The organism is Amycolatopsis sp. CA-126428, from assembly GCF_002904335.1.
Classification (GTDB): Bacteria; Actinomycetota; Actinomycetes; order Mycobacteriales; family Pseudonocardiaceae; genus Amycolatopsis.
The window spans coordinates 1-16,027 of record NZ_PPHF01000180.1 but is presented as its reverse complement, the minus strand read 5'-3'; the positions used below and the strand labels follow the sequence as shown (position 1 = coordinate 16,027).

At 72.9% G+C, this 16,027-nt stretch carries 10 protein-coding genes; 5 read left to right on the top strand and 5 right to left on the bottom strand.

Annotated elements, in window-relative coordinates:
• Positions 1-76 precede the first annotated feature (76 nt).
• The 3 genes from C2L58_RS45950 (at position 77) to C2L58_RS45940 (ending at position 4,781) form a co-directional block, all read left to right on the top strand.
• Complete coding sequence (locus tag C2L58_RS45950) at positions 77-1,516, top strand: glycosyltransferase family 39 protein (RefSeq protein WP_233226310.1); 1,440 nt, start codon at positions 77-79, stop codon at positions 1,514-1,516.
• A 33-nt stretch (positions 1,517-1,549) separates the two neighbouring features.
• Positions 1,550-2,731 (top strand): 4-hydroxybenzoate 3-monooxygenase, encoded by a 1,182-nt coding sequence (locus tag C2L58_RS45945; protein WP_103343913.1) that lies wholly within the window; start codon positions 1,550-1,552, stop codon positions 2,729-2,731.
• Between the two features lie 67 nt (positions 2,732-2,798).
• Positions 2,799-4,781 carry a HelD family protein gene (locus C2L58_RS45940; protein ID WP_103343912.1) on the top strand — a complete coding sequence of 661 codons (1,983 nt, stop codon included), beginning with the start codon at positions 2,799-2,801 and terminating at the stop codon, positions 4,779-4,781.
• Here the strand turns inward: C2L58_RS45940 and C2L58_RS45935 are convergent.
• A complete protein-coding gene (locus tag C2L58_RS45935) occupies positions 4,762-7,113 on the bottom strand; it encodes an alpha-L-fucosidase (protein ID WP_103343911.1) in 2,352 nt (783 codons plus the stop codon). The genes C2L58_RS45940 and C2L58_RS45935 overlap by 20 nt on opposite strands.
• A 237-nt stretch (positions 7,114-7,350) precedes the next feature.
• Here C2L58_RS45935 and C2L58_RS45930 point away from each other — a divergent pair, with 237 nt between their 5' ends.
• Positions 7,351-7,617 (top strand): hypothetical protein, encoded by a 267-nt coding sequence (locus tag C2L58_RS45930; RefSeq protein WP_013227053.1) that lies wholly within the window; start codon positions 7,351-7,353, stop codon positions 7,615-7,617.
• A gap of 384 nt (positions 7,618-8,001) precedes the next feature.
• The gene (locus C2L58_RS45925; protein ID WP_103343910.1) at positions 8,002-9,234 is read left to right on the top strand and encodes an SGNH/GDSL hydrolase family protein; all 1,233 of its coding nucleotides are present in this window, start codon (positions 8,002-8,004) and stop codon (positions 9,232-9,234) included.
• Here the strand turns inward: C2L58_RS45925 and C2L58_RS45920 are convergent.
• From C2L58_RS45920 to C2L58_RS45905, 4 genes are read right to left on the bottom strand one after another with little or no spacing between them, the layout of a single operon-like run.
• Complete coding sequence (locus C2L58_RS45920; RefSeq protein WP_103343909.1) at positions 9,192-10,499, bottom strand: MFS transporter; 1,308 nt, start codon at positions 10,497-10,499, stop codon at positions 9,192-9,194. The genes C2L58_RS45925 and C2L58_RS45920 overlap by 43 nt on opposite strands.
• The gene (locus C2L58_RS45915) at positions 10,496-11,038 is read right to left on the bottom strand and encodes a GNAT family N-acetyltransferase (RefSeq protein ID WP_103343908.1); all 543 of its coding nucleotides are present in this window, start codon (positions 11,036-11,038) and stop codon (positions 10,496-10,498) included. The genes C2L58_RS45920 and C2L58_RS45915 overlap by 4 nt, the downstream gene beginning before the upstream one ends.
• 53 nt (positions 11,039-11,091) lie before the next feature.
• Positions 11,092-11,568, bottom strand: coding sequence for a hypothetical protein (locus C2L58_RS45910; protein ID WP_103343907.1), 477 nt, complete (start codon positions 11,566-11,568; stop codon positions 11,092-11,094).
• A 3-nt stretch (positions 11,569-11,571) separates the two neighbouring features.
• Positions 11,572-16,011, bottom strand: coding sequence for an RHS repeat-associated core domain-containing protein (locus tag C2L58_RS45905; protein WP_233226309.1), 4,440 nt, complete (start codon positions 16,009-16,011; stop codon positions 11,572-11,574).
• Positions 16,012-16,027: the final 16 nt, after the last annotated feature.

Here is a 16,027-nt window from a genome sequence, read left to right as displayed (position 1 = left end):
CGCACGCCGAGGGGAGACTGACATGGGGGCCGGTCGGGACTTGCCGCGGTTCGCTGCGCTACCAGTCGGAATTGTCGTGGCGGTCCAAGCCGTCGTGCTGACGGCGTTGTCCGGGCGCTACGGCTTCCACCGCGACGAGCTGTACTTCGTCGCCGCGGGCCGCCGGCCGGACTGGGGGTACGTCGACAACCCGCCGATCACCCCGTGGCTCGCCCGGGCGTCGACGGCGTTGTTCGGCGAGACACCCACGGGCCTGCGGGTGATCGCGACCCTGCTCGGGATGGCGACCGTGGTGGTGGTCGCGCTGATCGCCCGCGAGTTCGGCGGCGGCCGCGGTGTCCAGCTGTTCACCGCGATCGCGACGGCGCTGTCGTCCTACGTCCTGGTCGTGTCGCACATGCTGGCGACCAACTCCGCGGACGTGCTGCTGTGGTCGCTGATCGCGCTCTTCGGCCTGCGGTTGCTGCGCACCGGCGACGGCCGGTGGTGGCTCGCCGCCGGTGCCGCCGCGGGTCTCGGCCTGGCGAACAAGTGGCTCGTCCTGCTCCTGCTGTCCGGGCTCGGCATCGGCGTCGCCATCGCCGGGCCGCGCCGGGTGCTGCGGACGTGGTGGCTGGCCGCCGGCATCGGGATCGCCGCCGTCCTGGCGGCTCCGGTGGTGCTCTGGCAGGCGTCGCACGGCTGGCCGATGCTGACCGTCGCCGGCGGGATCAGCGAGGACGACGGCACCGAGAACCGCCTTCTGTTCGTGCCGATGCAGCTGCTCCTCCTTTCGCCGCTGCTGGTGCCGGTGTGGATCGCCGGGCTCGTGCGGCCGTGGCGTGACCCCGCCCTGCGCTGGGCCCGCCCGCTGGCCATCGCCTACCCGGTGGTCTGCGCCGAGCTCCTGGTCCTCGGCGGGAAGCCGTACTACTCGGTGCCGTTGCTGCTGCCGCTGGTCGCGCTGGGCGCGGAACCGGCGCTGCGGTGGCTGGGCCGGGGCGGGACCCTCCGGCGGGCGCTCGCCGGGGCGGCCGCCGCGGTGTGCGTGGCCGTGTCCGTCCTCGTCGGACTCCCGATCGTGCCGGCGTCGGCGCTGAACGGCCCGCTGCTGGCGATGAACAAGGAGCCGGGCGAGCAGGTCGGCTGGCCGGACTTCGCCGGCAGCGTCGCGGGTGCGTGGCGGCGGATCCCGGACGCCGAGCGCGACACCGCGGTCATCCTCGCCGGCAACTACGGCGAAGCCGGCGCGATCGAGCGCTACGGCCCCGAATTCGGGCTGCCGCAGCCGTATTCGCCGCACATGTCGTACGCGGACTGGGGGCCGCCGCCGGACCGGCTGGTCGGCCCGGTGCTGCTCGTCGGGCGGGTGCAGCCCGGCTCGCCCGCGGCCCGGCTGATCACCGGGTGCCGCGCGGTCGCCAAGCACCACAACGCCGAAGGCGTTGACAACGACGAGGAAGGTGTCGTGCTTTCGCTGTGCACGCTGACGCGGCCGTGGTCGCAGGCGTGGCCCGCGCTGCGGCACTACTACTGAGCGGTTCGTCCGGTTCGCGCTACCCTCGGGCGCATGGTGGCGAGGCGCACGGCGGTGGCCGTGGTGGGGGCGGGCCCGGCCGGACTCACGGTGGCGAACCTCCTGCGGCGCGCGGGAATCGGCTGCGTGCTGCTGGAGGCGCAGAGCCGGGCGTTCATCGAACAGCGGCCACGGGCCGGGTTCATCGAGGAGTGGGCGGTCCGCGGGCTCGAACGGCGGGGCCTCGGCGAGCAGCTCGTCGCGAAGGCGCCGCGGCACGAGGAGTTCGAGTTCCGGTTCGCCGGGCAGCGGCACGTCTTCCGCTACGGCGACGTCACGGGGCAGCGGCATTTCGTGTACCCGCAACAGCTTCTGGTCACCGATCTGGTCGCGCAGTACACCGGCTCCGGCGGTGACGCGGTCTTCGAGGTCTCGGACGTCGAGCTGCACGACCTGACGTCGGACTCCCCCGCCGTCACGTTCCGGACCGGCGGCGAGCACCGGATCGACTGCGACTTCGTGGCCGGCTGCGACGGCGCCCGCGGCGTCAGCCAGGGCTACCTGCCGGCGGAATCGACGGTGAAAGCCCACCACGACTACGGAATCGGCTGGCTGGCGCTGCTCGCGGAGGCCCCGCCGTCGGCCGGCGGCGTGCTGTTCGGCATCCACCCGCGCGGGTTCGCCGCGCACATGGCGCGCACGCCCACGGTGACGCGGTTCTACCTGCAGACCGCACCGGGTGAGACCGTGGCGGACTGGCCCGACGAGCGCGTGTGGCGGGAACTGCACGCGCGGCTGGCGGTGCCCGGCGGCGCGATCATCGAGGGAAAGCTGTTCGAGAAGCGCATCCTCGACATGCACAACTACGTCGTCGAGCCGATGTCGCACGGCCGGCTGCACCTCGCGGGCGAGGCGGCGCACCTGGTCGCCCCCATCGCGGCGAAGGGCATGAACCTCGCCCTGCACGACGCGTTCCTGCTCGCCGACGCGTTCGAGGCGTACTACGCGGGCGATCCGGCGCCGCTGGCCGGCTACTCCGCCGCGTGCCTGCCGCTGGTGTGGCAGTACCAGGAGTTTTCGCTGTGGCTGTCCGACGTCTTCCACCACACCGCGGCCGCGGGCGGGAACCCGTTCGCGGCGCGCATCGCGGAGGCCCGGATGCGCCGCCTGCTCGGTTCGCCCGCGGCCGCGGCGGCGTTCGCGGAGCTGTACATCGGCAAGAACGCGGACTTCTGAGGCGCGCTGACGCTGTCAAGAAGAACAAGACTGCACTTTCCGCGAGATCCCGGGCACGCTCTCCGGCATGCACGAAATCGCCGCTGAGCAGGACCACGTGAACGTTCTCTACGCCCGCCTCGACGCGTTGCGGGAGGAGGCGGCCGCCGCCCTCGCCCGCGGCCACGCTTCGGACGTGTGGCGGGCCGAGGTGGCGCGGCTCGCGGCGGTCGAGGACGGGCTGTGCTTCGGCCGGCTGGACCTGACCGGCGGCCGGCGTGTCCACATCGGGCGGCTCGGGCTGTTCGAGAAGGACCGGCCCCTGCTGGTGGACTGGCGTGCGCCCGCCGCCCGGCCCTTCTACACCGCGACCGCCGCCGAGCCGGGCGAGGTCGTGCGCCGGCGGCGGATCACCACCCGCGGCCGGACCGTGGTCGCCGTGGACGACGAACTGCTCGACCCGGCCGGGCCGCGCGACGGGCTGGTCGGCGAGGCCGCGTTGCTGGCCGCGGTCACGGCCGAGCGCACCGGGCGCATGCGCGACATCGTCACGACGCTCCAAGCCGAGCAGGACCGCATCATCCGGGACGACGCCCAGGGCGTGCTCGTCGTGGAGGGCGGCCCGGGCACGGGCAAGACGGCCGTCGCCCTGCACCGGGTCGCGTACCTGCTCTACACGCACGAGCACCTGCGCACCCGCGGCGTGCTCGTCATCGGCCCCAGCCGGGTGTTCCTCGACTACATCGGCCAGGTGCTGCCCGGGCTCGGCGAGAACCGGGTGGTGACGGCGACCGTGCCCGATCTTCGTCCCGGCGTCGCCGTCACCCGGGTGGACTCGGCGGCGGAAGCCGCCCGCAAGGGCCGGGCGGACATGGCGTCCCGGCTGGCCGAGGCGGTGCGGGCCACCGTCCGGGTGCCCGAGGAGCCGGTGGACGTCGAGTTCGAACAGCAGGTCCTGCGGCTGGACCCGGCGGTGGTGCGCCGGGCCGTCCGGCAGGCCAGGGAGACCGGGCTGCCGCACAACCAGGCCCGGGACGTGTTCCACCGGGCGGTCGTGGCCACGCTGACCGGGGAGCTGGTCGCCCGGATGGAGGCGGTCGCGTTCACCGACGCCGGCGAGGCGCTCGACGGCGGCAGTGCCGACGGCCGCCTCGGCGAAGCCGAGCTGCGCTCGCTGGCCGCCGCGGGCGTCGTGCTCGACCCGGCCGAAGACGACGGCCCGCGAGTCCTCCTGGACGAGCCGGACCGGGAAGCCTTGCGGACCGCCCTGCTCGGCGACGCCGGCGTCCGGGACGTGCTCGACGAGCTGTGGCCCTCCCTGACCCCCGCGGAGGTGGTCGAGGGACCGTGGAGCGCCGCGGACGTCCCGTTGCTCGACGAGGCCGCCGCACTGGTCGGCGAGAGCGTGCCGGTGTTCGGGCACGTGGTGGTCGACGAGGCCCAGGAACTGTCCGAAATGGACTGGCGCGTCCTGGTGCGCCGCTGCCCGTCCCGGTCGATGACCGTCGTGGGGGACCCGGCCCAGACCGGGAGCGCGGCGGGCGCGGCGTCGTGGGACCGGGTGCCGCGGCCGCACCGGCTCGCGCAGCTGACCGTCGGCTACCGCACGCCGGCGGAGATCATGGAGGTCGCGGCGGAGCTGCTCGCCGCGCACCACCCGGAGTTGCGGCCGCCGACGTCGGTCCGCGCGAGCGGAAATCCGCCGTGGCGCCAGGCGGCCACCGACCTGCCCGGTGTGCTCGCCGAACTCGTCGACGAGCACACCGAGGGGCAGCTGGCGATCATCGCGCCGGAGACCGGCGAGCTGGCGGCCGCGCTGTCGCTGAGCGTGCCGCCGGACCTGACCGCCGAAGTGGTGCTGGTGACCCCGGCCGAAGCGAAGGGCCTCGAGTTCGACTCGGTCGTGATCGCCGACCCCGCCGCCGTCCTCGCGGCCGGCCCGTGCGGACCCAACGACCTCTACGTGGCCATGACGCGCGCCACCCAGCGGCTGGGCGTGGTCCACCCCGGGCCGGTCCCGCGGGAACTGCGTTCGCTGACCGAACGGCGGGTCAGCTCCAGGCGATCTTGAACACCCACGTGTAGCGGCCCGCCTGCCGGGCCGCGGCCGGGACGTCGATCACCAGTGAGCCGTTCTCGACCGTCCAGTGCAGGTTCCCGCGGTAGCCCAGCATGGTCACCCGGTCGCCGGCGCGGATCGGCACCGGGGCGTCCACGACCACGCGGCTGCCCGGCGCGATCAGCGAGTGCACGTAGAACGCCTCGTTCTGCTTGACCGTGAACCGCAGGTCGCCGAGCTGGGCCATCCTCGACCAGTACGTCGTCCCGTAGATCGCCTCGCCGTTGACCTTCAGCCAGGCGCCCGCGTCCCGCAGGTGCGTCCGCATGACGGCCGGGATCGTGCCGTCGTAGTCCGGGCCGATGTCGAGCAGGAAGTTGCCGTTCTTCGAGACGATGTCGACGAGCGTCCGGACCACCTCCTCCGCCGTCATGTACCGGTCGTCGGGGGTCGCGCGGTTGTAGCCGTAGGAGAACGGGTCGAGGCCCCGGCTCGCCTCCCACTTCGCCACCACGGTGTTCGGGTAGGTCGTGTACTCCGGCGTCGTGAAGTCGTGGTCCGGGATGCCGCCGCGGTCGTTGTAGGTGACGTCCTTGGGGCGCTTGCGGTTCTTCGCGTGGTTGAAGTACTCCGAGATCACCGCGCGGGTGTCGTTGACCCCGCCGATGTCGAACCACAGCACGTCCGGGTCGAACTCGGAGATCAGCTCGAGCACCTGCGGCGCCTGGTAGTCGCGGACGAAGTCCTTCCCCGCGGTGTAGCCGGTGTAGGGCAGCGACGCGCCGGTGTAGGGGTTGCGCGGCGCGTGGCCCATCCACGGGTTGTCCGGGTTGAACCATTCCGGCAGCGAGAAGTACAGGCCGTTGCGCAGCTGCGGGGTGTACTTCCGCGACGCCGTGAAGAGCTCGTCGACGATGTTGCGCTTCGGGCCGAGCTTCACGGAGTTGCGGTCGCTGACCTTCGTGTCCCACAACGCGAAGCCGTCGTGGTGCTTGGACGTCAGGACGTAGTACTCCGCGCCCGCGTCCGCGATGAGGTTCAGCCAGCTGCGGGGGTCGAACTTCGCCGCGGTGAAGAGCGGGATGAAGCCGTCGTAGGTGAAGTTCTCGCCGTACTTCTGCCGGTGGTAGGCGTAGGTCGCGCCGTTCGGGTCCTGCTGGTTCTGCCAGTACCACTCCGCGTACTGCTGCCCCACCGGCGCCCACGCGGGCACGGCGTACACGCCCCAGTGGATGAAGATGCCGAACTTGCTGTCGTTGAACCAGTAGGGCGCGCGGTGCGTCGAGAGCGACGCGTCGGCCGGCCGGAAGTCCGGAATGCCGAGGGTGATCGGGACCTGCTGCGTGGCGAGCGTGCCGCGGCCGGCGGTGACCCGGATCTGGCCGTTCGTGGTGGTGCCGGGCGGCACGGACGCGTTGGGGGCGAGGCCGAGCCGGACCGTCGCCTGTTCCCCCGGCGCGAGCGCCCGGACGGTCGCGGGCACGACCGTCCGGCCGCCGGGGACGTCGACGGTGACGCCCACCCGGTCGCCCGCGCCGAGCCACACGGTCCCGGCGTTGACGATGGTCGCTTCGGCGGCCTGCGGCCCGCCGTCGGTCAGCAGGTTCGCCGACGAGCGGCCGTCGAGGATCAGCGCCGAGCGGCCCACCGCGACCGGCTGGAGGGTGAGCGCGAAGACGTGCAGGCTGGCGACGTTCGGCGCGGGGTTCGCCGTCGTGGGCAGGGTCAGCGCGACGGCTTCGCGGGCCGGGTCGAGCCAGACCTGGCCGGTGGCCACGGAAACCGGGTTGTTGTCGACGACACCGCCGGGCGCGTAGCGGAACGGCGAGACGAGCGCGCCGCTGCCGGTGTACCAGTCGGGGCCGGACAGGGAGCCGGTGCTCGTGCTGCCGTCGGCGTAGTGCACGGTCGCCGGGCCGCCCGCCGCGCCGTAGCTGCCGGCGACCAGGAAGTACGCGGCGAAGTAGCGGCCCTTCGGCAGGTCGATCCGCTGCCCGGTGGCGGCGATGTTGTTCTTCGCCCCGGCGGCCGCGGATCCGAGCCGGAACGGGACGCCGCCGGCCGTGACGGTCTGCCCGGCCGGCAGGTGCTCGGCGGGGAACGTGTAGCCGGACCCGTCGAAGTCGCCGCCGGTGGCCGATGCGCTGTCGATGCCGTCGTTGGTGAACCAGGGGTCGAGGGCCACCGGGACCGGCGGTGGGGGCGGGACGATCGGGGTGTCGGCGCGGTCCGGGGCGGCGTCCACGGGGCCGGCGGCGCCGGCGGGGGTACGGCCGGCCGCGCTGAGCGCGACGGCACCACCCAGGGCGATGCCCAGAGCTTGGCGGCGGGGGAAGGTCGGCACTGAGCCTCCAGGGATCGGATGACTACGGCGGAATTTCGACAGAGTTCGTCCTCAAGACGCACATCTGTCGCTGGCGGAACTGATTCATCCGATGAATGAGCCTGCTTGCTGGCCTGCGCCGTGTCAAGGGGCCAACTGGCCCGATCGTGGTGAACCGTGCTCGTGTTCACCGCGTATCCCTAGGTAACGAGCTGCAGCCCTCGCGCCAGAACCCAGCCGCACCGAAAGGCCAGACCGATGTCCACCGACCCGAACGCGCTGAGCCGCCGCGCGATCGCCATGCTCAAGGCGATCGCCGACGGACGCGCCGAGCTCCGCTGCAGCTGCGAACCCGACCTCCGCGTGGACGGCCTCTCGTGCTGCGACCAGAACACCGCCCACGACCTCGCCCGCGCCGGGCTGGTCAGAGCCACCCGGCTCGTCGCGCCCGGCCAGTGGGCCCCCGCCGAACTGACCGACGCGGGCCACCGCGCCCTCACCGGATTTCCCGCCGCCGCAGCTTGAGCCTCCCGCTCGACGCCGTGAAGGCCACCTCCAGGACACCGCGTCCCTCGAGGTGGCCTTCACGGCTTTTCGCGGCCGGGCGGAAGAGAAACCTTCGGCATGCGCTGAACCGGGCCGGGCCGGCGGCCGTGCTTGGGGTGAGGGCGTCTCGCACACGCCCTCCGGGGTCACCACGACGCAACGATCCGGGCCAGCCTCCGCCCGATCGGGACCGGGTAACCCCGGCGAGCGGCCGTCGCGGCAACGGCCACCTCGCGCGGGCCCGTCCGGCATCCCCAGAATCCCGGACGGGCCCGCCCCGGCCCGTATCTTGTCCACCGCGACTGTCCAATGTCACCTGATCAGCGGTCGCCGCTCCCGCGGATCACGGGCAACTGTGGGAACATGCGACGTTTCGTGGCCGTGAGCGCGGCCGTGCTGGCGGGAATCGGCCTCCTCACGACGCCCGGCAGCGCGAACCCCGAAAGCGCGGCCCCGGTGCTCGCCGAGCAGGCCGGCGGCTGGGTCGGTACCTGGGCCACGGCGCCCGCGGCCGGCGTGGCGAACACCCCGGACGGCTACCCCGGCTATTCGATCCGCAACGTCGTGCACACCAGCGCCGGCGGCGACCGCACCCGCGTCCACCTGTCGAACGCCTTCGGTACCACTCCCCTGACCTTCGGCCACGTCACCGTCGCGGTCCAGAGCACCGGGCCGGACGCCGTGCCGGGCACCCTGCGGTCCCTGGCCTTCGGCGGCGCCCCGAGCGTCGTCGTGCCGGCCGGCGCCGAGGCCGTGAGCGATCCGGCCGAGCTCCGGGTCCCGGCCGACGCCAACCTGCTCGTGACGACCTACGTGCCGGCGAAGTCCGGACCGGTGACCTATCACCCGCTCGCGATGCAGACGTCGTACTTCACGCGCAACGGCGACTTCGCGGCCAGCGAGTCCGGCGCTCCCTACACCGAGCAGACGTCGGTGTGGCACTACGTTTCCGGGGTCGACGTCCAGGGCGGGCACCCCGGCTCGAACGCGCGGGCTTCGATCGTGACACTGGGCGACTCGATCACCGACGGCGCCGGGTCACTCCCAGCGGCCAACCACCGCTGGCCGGACTACCTCGCCGACCGGCTGCACGACCGCTACGGCGTGCTCAACGCCGGCATCAGCGCCAACCGGCTGCTGCTCGACGTGCCCGGCTCCAGCGCCGGCCAGAACGCGCTCTCCCGCTTGGACCGGGACGTCCTGAGCGTCGGCGGCGTGCGGACGCTGATCGTGCTGGAGGGCATCAACGACATCCAGCAGGACCCGCACCAGACCGACCCGGCCGCGATCGCCTCGGCGTACCGCCAGCTGGTCACGCAGGCGCACGCCCGCGGTATCCGGGTGCTCGGCGGCACGCTCACGCCGTTCAAGGGCTGGCGGGTCTACGACGACACCCTCGAAGCGACCCGCCAGGCGGTGAACGCGCTCATCCGCACCGGCGGGATCTTCGACGCCGTCATCGACTTCGACGCGGCGCTCCGCGACCCGGCCGACCCGCTCCGGCTGCTCCCGGCCTACGACTCCGGCGACCACCTCCACCCGGGCGACGCGGGCTACGAGCGGATGGCCGCCGCCGTCCGGCTCGACCGGCTCTGATCCCGGGGGATGAACAGCACCGCGACCAGGCTCACCACCGCCACCGCCACCAGGTAGAGCGACACCGAAAACGAGGTGCCCGTGGCGGTCTGCAACGCCGTCGCGATCAACGGCGCGAAGCCACCGCCCAGCACCGCGCCCACGGCGTAGGAGAACGAAGCCCCGCTGTAGCGGTAGCGCGGCTCGAACAGCTCCGCGAACAACGCCGACTGCGGCCCGTAGGTGGCACCGAGGCCGATGTTGAGCACCACCACCGCCACGATCAGCCACGCCGTCGCCCGCGTGTCCACGAGCAGGAAGAACGGGATCGGCCAGACCACCAGGAGCACCGATCCGGCCAGGTACACCGGTTTGCGGCCCACGCGATCGGACCACGCGGCCGCGACGAGGATGCTGACCAGCCACGTCACGCTGCCGACGATGACGACGACGAGCAGGGTGGTGCGGTTGATCTTGAGCACCGAGGTGCCGTAGGACAGCAGGTACGCCAGGAAGATGTAGCCGATGGCGGTGTTGGCGATGAAGCTGCCGGACGCCACCAGCAGCGCCCGCGGACGCTCGCGCAGCACGTCGGCCATCGGCCGGCTGCTGCGCTGCTCCGCCTCCCGCAACCGCGAGAACACCGGGCTTTCCTCGATCCGCAGCCGGATCACCAGGCCGATGCCGACGAGCACGATGCTCGCCAGGAACGGCACCCGCCAGCCCCACGCGGCGAACTGCGCGTCGGTCAGCGCCTTGCCGAGCACGAAGAACATCAGCTGCGCCAGGATCAACCCGGCCGGGACGCCGATCTGGGAGAACGCGCCGTACCGGCCGCGGCGGTCCTCGGGCGCGTGCTCGACCGCCATCAGCGCCGCGCCGCCCCATTCGCCGCCCGCGCTCAGGCCCTGCAGCAGCCGCAGGACGAGCAGCAGGACGGGCGCCCAGACCCCGATCGCGGAGTACGTCGGCAGCAGCCCGACGCCGACGGTGGCCACGCCCATCAGCAGCAGCGACAGCACCAGCATCGCCTTGCGGCCCACGCGGTCGCCGAAGTGGCCCCAGAGGATCCCGCCGACCGGGCGGGCCAGGAATCCGACCCCGAGCGTCGCGAACGCGGCCAGGGTCCCGGAAGCCGGCGACAGCGACGTGAAGAAGAGCTTGCCGAACACGAGCGCCGTCGCCGTGCTGTAGATGAAGTAGTCGTACCACTCGATGGTGGTCCCCACCGCGCTCGCCACGGCGACCCGCCGCAAGGGCCGGGCCGCGACCGCGCGGCCGCTCACGAGCCGGCTAGCGCGGCGGCCGGGACCAGGTCGTCCACGAGCAGGTCCATCAGCAACCCGTCGTGCCAGTTGCCGTCCGGACCGCGTTCGTAGGACCGCATCGTGCCGACCGGCCGGAAGCCGAGCGACCGGTAGAGCCGGATCGCCGCCTCGTTGCCGGCCGCGGGGTCGATCACCAGCCGGTGGTGCCCCCGCTGGGTGAACAGGTACCCGGCCAGCGTGCGGATGGCGTCCGCGCCGAGGCCGCGGCCCTGGAAGTCCGGGTGCACCGCGATGTCGATCCCGGCGTGGCGGTACTGCGGATCGGCCTCCTCGAAGGCCAGTTCGATGCCGATTACGTCGTCATCGTGTTCGATGGCGTAGGTCGTGGTGCCTTCGTCGGGGTCCAGCAGATAGGACACCTGGGCGGCCACCGGCTCCTCGGCGTCGGCCCACCAGCGGGCGACTTCGGGGTGCGACAGGATCTCCTCGAACCGGGCGGCGTCCGGGGCGGCAGCTGGCCGCAGCCGGACACGGCTTCCGGTGATCAGGCCGGTCATCGGCTCAGTGTCGCCCGCGCGGGCGCCCGCTGTCGACCCCCCGAACGGACCGCTCAGGTGTACACCGTGATGACGTCCTGCCCGGCGTCGGCCACCTTGCGCAGGGCGGTGAGCACGGCGTCGACCACCTCGGCGGCGTCCTCGTCCAGGTCCTCGGGCCGGTCGCCGCCCGCCTTCGCCAAGGCTTCGGCGAGCTCGTCGGCGAGCACGAACCCGACCATCGGGTAGTCGGTCCAGACGATCCCTTCGAGGTTGCGCGAGAGCAGGTGGTCGGCCACGTCGGCGCCCAGCAGCCCGGCGAGCACGCCGTCGAACAGCTCCTCGCGGAACCAGTCACCGCCCGCGGAGGTGTGCCCGGTGCGGCCGACCTCCTCGCCCATCGCCAGCGCCGTGCGCACGACGGCCTCCGCCACCTCGGGCGTGGGTTCGCCGCCGCCCGCTTCGCGGAACGCCGCCACCACCGGGTCGGCGGCCACCCGCGCCCGGAACTCGGCCGCCGACGCGGCGCGGAAGACCAGCTCGTAACTCATGCCCTACTCCCCGTACCCCGGCGTCACCTTGACGACCGCCTTGCCGTCCGGGCCGACCGTCGTGTTGACGGGAACGTACTTCACCGGCGGGTGGCCGTTGTGGATGGCGTTCCAGATCGAGGTTCCGACCTCGCCCCGGCCGTCGTAGGTCGCGTTCTCCGGCTTGCTGTTCTTCATGTTCGCGGCGACGTCCTTGAGGTATTCCGTGCTGCCCTGGTCCATCCGGTGTTCGTTGGGCCGGTTCGCGGGCGGCACCGGGGCGCCGGTGTCCGGGTCGAACTTCTGCACGCGGCCGTGCATCGGGCCGCCGGTCAGCGTCGACCCGTTGCCCTTCGCCTCGACGACGTGCATGGTCTTGCCGTCCCAGTAGGCGACGTCGGCGACGTTGTTGCCGTTGAAGGCGACCGCGTTCGGCCACGGCTCGCCCGGCTTGGTGCCGTACTTCCCCGCCGGCAGCGGGTTGGTCTTCGTCGGCGTGATCATGTCGAGGTCGTCCTTGCCGGTGACCTTCTTCAGGTAGTCGTGGGCACCGGCTTCGCCGACGTCCTCCGACCGCTTGACCTTCGTCTTGCCCTCGGAGTCCTTCAGGCGCCGGCCGAGCGGGTTGTCCGGGTCGTCCTTCGGGAAGTTCTTGTACTTGTCGATCGCCGGGTCCTTGAGGTCGTCGTTGACGATGTCCCCGGGCTTGAAGTCCTGGCCGGTCTTCGGCTTCTTGTTCGAGCCGGAGCCGGACGCGTTCGTCGAGTCGTCCTCGGACCGCTGGCGCTTCGGGGGCGCCTTGTCGCTGACCTTCCCGCACGGGGAAACCGTCGCCGTGAGCCCCAGCGGGTCCGCCGCGAGGAGCGGGTTCGCCACGTAGGCGACCGGGTTCGGGGCGGGCTCGAGACCCAGCGGGTCCGGGCTCAGGTACCGCCCGGTCGCCGGGTCGTAGTAGCGGTAGACGTTGTAGTGCAGCCCGGTTTCCGCGTCGCGGTACTGGCCGGGGAACCGCAGCGGCGTGCCGGCCGGGTCCGCCGGCTCTTGCGGCGTCACCGGCGCGCCCCACAGGTCCGCCTGGCCGCGCCACAGCAGCGTGCCGGCCGCGTCGACCAGCTCGATCGGCGTGCCCACCTGGTCGGTGACGACCGTGGCCAGCCGGCCGGAAGCCAGCTGCGCCAGGGGCTTCCCGTCGTCCGGGTGGTATTCCCAGGTGGTGACCCGGGTGCCGGCCTGCTCCTCGACGAGGGTGGTGCCGTCCCAGGCGAACAGCACCTGCTCGGCGACCACCGGGGCGCCGCCCGGGCCCGCGACGATCCGCTGCTTCGCGGTCCGCCGGCCGAGCGGGTCGTAGCGGTAGCGCCACTGGCTGCCGTCCGGCGTGACGACACCGGTGAGCCGGCCGAGGGCGCTCCACGTGTAGTGCCAGACCGCGCCCGAGGCGTCGCGGCGGGACACGAGCCTGCCGTGGGCGTCGTACTCGTACGCGGTGGTGTCGGACGCCGTCAGCCGGGTGCCGGTGTAGAAGCGGCGTTCCCGCGCGGTGCCGGTGATGTTGCCCGCGCCGTCGTAGCGGTAGTGCTCGGCGCGGTTCGGGCCGGTGACCGCGGTGACCCGGCCGGCGGCGTCGAGCTGGTAGCGCACCGGGCCGGTCACGTCGTCGTCGACGCCGGTGAGCTCGCCGTCGGGCCGGTAGTCGTAGCCGCGGGAATGCACGCGCCGCCCGGCGACCGTCACGGCCTGGCCGGTGAGGCGCTCCCCCGCGTAGGCCTGTTCGAGCACGACGTCACCGAAGACGCGCCGGGTTTCGGCGCCGCCCTCGTGCCCGAAGCGGATCGACTGGCCGGCCGTCTCCAGCGCGACCGGGACGCCGTCCGGGTCGAACCGCCACAGACTGTCCACTCCGGACGGTGTGCGGCGGTGCACGAGGTGGTTTTCGTCGTCGTAGCCGAAGGAGACGGTCCGGCCGTCGACGGTGTGGGCGAGCACGCGGCCCTGGTCGTCGCGCTCGATGTCCACCCGGGACTCGGCGTTCGCCGCGCCGGCGAGCCGGCCGACCGGATCGTGCGCGAACGTCGTGAGCTCGTCGGCCGTGCGGCGCGAGACGACGTTGCCGAGCAGGTCGTAGGCGTACTCGACGACCAGGCCGCCGGACTCCGACCGCACGAGCCGGCCCGCGGCGTCGTGGGTGTAGCGGGTCACCCGGCCGTCGAAGTCGGACTCGGCGGCGAGGCGCCCGGCCGGGTCGTAGGTGTAGTGCCAGGTCAGCCCGGCCGGGTTGGTCACCGCGATCGGCCGCAGCTCGGTGTCGTAGGTGTACACCGTGCGCGCGCCGGTCGGGTCGGTCACCGCGGTCAGCAGGTCGAACGGGCCGTACTCGCGGGCTTCGGCTTGGCCGAGCAGGCCGGTGTGGCCGAGTTCGTTGCCCTGCCGGTCGTAGCGCCAGGCCTCCTGGGCACCGGACGGCGTGGTCCGGGCCAGCAGCTTGCCTTCGACGCTCCAGCGCAGCGCGGACCGGCCGCCGGCGGCGTCGACGACGACCTTCGGGCGGCCGAACAGGTCGGTGCCGTCCCCGCGCTCGCGCAGCTCGGCGGCGGTGGCCGCCGCGGTGCCGGGCTCGTCCGCGCTCGGTGCTTCTTCGGCGGGACCGTCGGCGATGCCGGGCAGCGTGGTGTACGGATCGGGCGCGCCGCCGGCCGGGTAGTGGCGCCGCCAGACGCGGCCGACGGCCTCGACCGCGATGTCGAGGGCGCCGTCGAGGTGCCGGGTGACGGCGACGCGGCTGCCGTCGGGCCGCACGACCGCCCGCAGCTCGCCGGCTTCGCCGTGCTCGAACAGCGTCGTGTGGCCGAGCGGGTCGGTCCGGCTCAACATGCGGTCGTAGCGGTCCCAGGTGTACGCGGTGACCGCGCCGAGCGGGTCGACATCGCGCACGAGCTGGCCCAGCTCGTTGAAGTGGTGTTCGCTGGTGTGGCCGAGCGAGTCGGTGAACCTCGTGACGCGCTGCGCCGGGTCGTAGGCGAACCGGCCGTCGAGGAAACCGCCGTCCCCGACGGTGACCACGCAGCGCCCGGCGGCGTCGTAGACGTAGCGGTACCAGACGCCGTTGCGGTCGTGCCAGCCGGTGATCCGGCCGGCGTCGTCGTATTCGAACCGGACCGGGGTGTCCGAGGAGTCGACCACGGCGACCAGCCGCCCGCGCGCGTCGTAGTCGTAGCGCACGGCGCGGACGCGGTAGCCGGTGCCGCCGTCGACGACGTCCACCGCCACCACGCGGCCGCGGTCGGTGGTCAGCGCCACCTCGTAGCCCGCCGAGTGCGTCAGGCGCGACGGCTCGCCGGAAGGCGTGTAGGCACACGAAATCACGGCGCCGCCCGCGTCTTCGACCTGCTGCAGCGGCTGCAGCGCGCCGCCGCGGCCGGGCAGCGGCGCGAAGGTGAGCGTGCGCCGGGCCAGGGGGTCGTGCAGCGTGTAGCCGGTCGCCGTCCGGGTCAGCGGCCGCCGCGGTCCTTCCAGCGGCAGCACCGGCACGCCGGGCTCGGCGTGCGGGTACACCAGGATCAGGCCGTCGGCGGAGAAGTAGCAGACGTGCTCGTCGTCGAGCTCGAGCCGCTGGTCCACAGTGGACGTCCACGTCGGACCGAACCACAGCCCGGCCCGGTAGGACGACACGTGCGTGCGGTCGAGCACGAGCGGGAGGAGATCCGGCAGCTCGAGATCGCGCTGCTCCAGCACGACGTCGCCGTTCGCGACGTCGACCGGGTCGGACTTGCAGACGCGGTCGTCCGGGCCGACGCCGCGGTCGCGCGGGTTGTCCGGCTTGTTCGACGAGCCCGCGCCCTTGCCGCCGTCGCCCTTGCCCGCGCCCGAGGGCGTGGTCGAGCCGCCGCCGGGGGCCGGGTTGTCGTCGGGGCCCTTCGACGCCGGCGGCGGATCGGTCTTCGGCGGTGGGTCGGTCTTGGGCGGCGGGTCGCCCTTCGCGCCCGCCGCGCTGGTGCTGTCGCCGCCCTTCGGCGGCGGGTCGGTCTTCGGGGGAGGTCCGTCCGGGCCGCCCTTGCCGTTGGGGCCGCCGATGTCCTTCGGCCCGCCCTTGATGTCGGCGTGCTTCGGCGGCGGCGCCGCCTTGCCCGGCTTGATCTTCCGCAACGCCTTCGCCGCATCCGCGAACAAATCACCCGCCCGCTTCAACAGCGGAATCAGCGCCTTCAACGCCGTCACCAACCGCTTCACCAGGTCCGCGATCTTCGACGCCGTCTTCGCCACCGCGCCGATCACCTGCGGGACAACCCACGTCATCCCGATGCCGAGGGTGAACAGCACCTGCAACGCCCAGCTGATCAGGTGGCCGACCAGCTCCGCGATGATGTCCCGCACCAGCGCCCGCACCGCGGCGACGACCTCACCCGCGGTTTTCACCCCGCTGGACGCGCCTTCGCAGCCCTTCTGCGCGGTTTCCAGGAGCGTCACGGTGTCCTGGGCGCGC

What these genes read in the sequence shown, in the direction of transcription:
- C2L58_RS45940 (WP_103343912.1), top strand. Translation starts at nt 2,799, where the DNA reads ATGCACGAAATCGCCGCTGAGCAGGACCACGTGAACGTTCTCTACGCC.
- C2L58_RS45945 (WP_103343913.1), top strand. Translation starts at nt 1,550, where the DNA reads ATGGTGGCGAGGCGCACGGCGGTGGCCGTGGTGGGGGCGGGCCCGGCC.
- C2L58_RS45915 (WP_103343908.1), bottom strand. Translation starts at nt 11,038, where the DNA reads ATGACCGGCCTGATCACCGGAAGCCGTGTCCGGCTGCGGCCAGCTGCC.
- C2L58_RS45925 (WP_103343910.1), top strand. Translation starts at nt 8,002, where the DNA reads ATGCGACGTTTCGTGGCCGTGAGCGCGGCCGTGCTGGCGGGAATCGGC.
- C2L58_RS45930 (WP_013227053.1), top strand. Translation starts at nt 7,351, where the DNA reads ATGTCCACCGACCCGAACGCGCTGAGCCGCCGCGCGATCGCCATGCTC.
- C2L58_RS45910 (WP_103343907.1), bottom strand. Translation starts at nt 11,568, where the DNA reads ATGAGTTACGAGCTGGTCTTCCGCGCCGCGTCGGCGGCCGAGTTCCGG.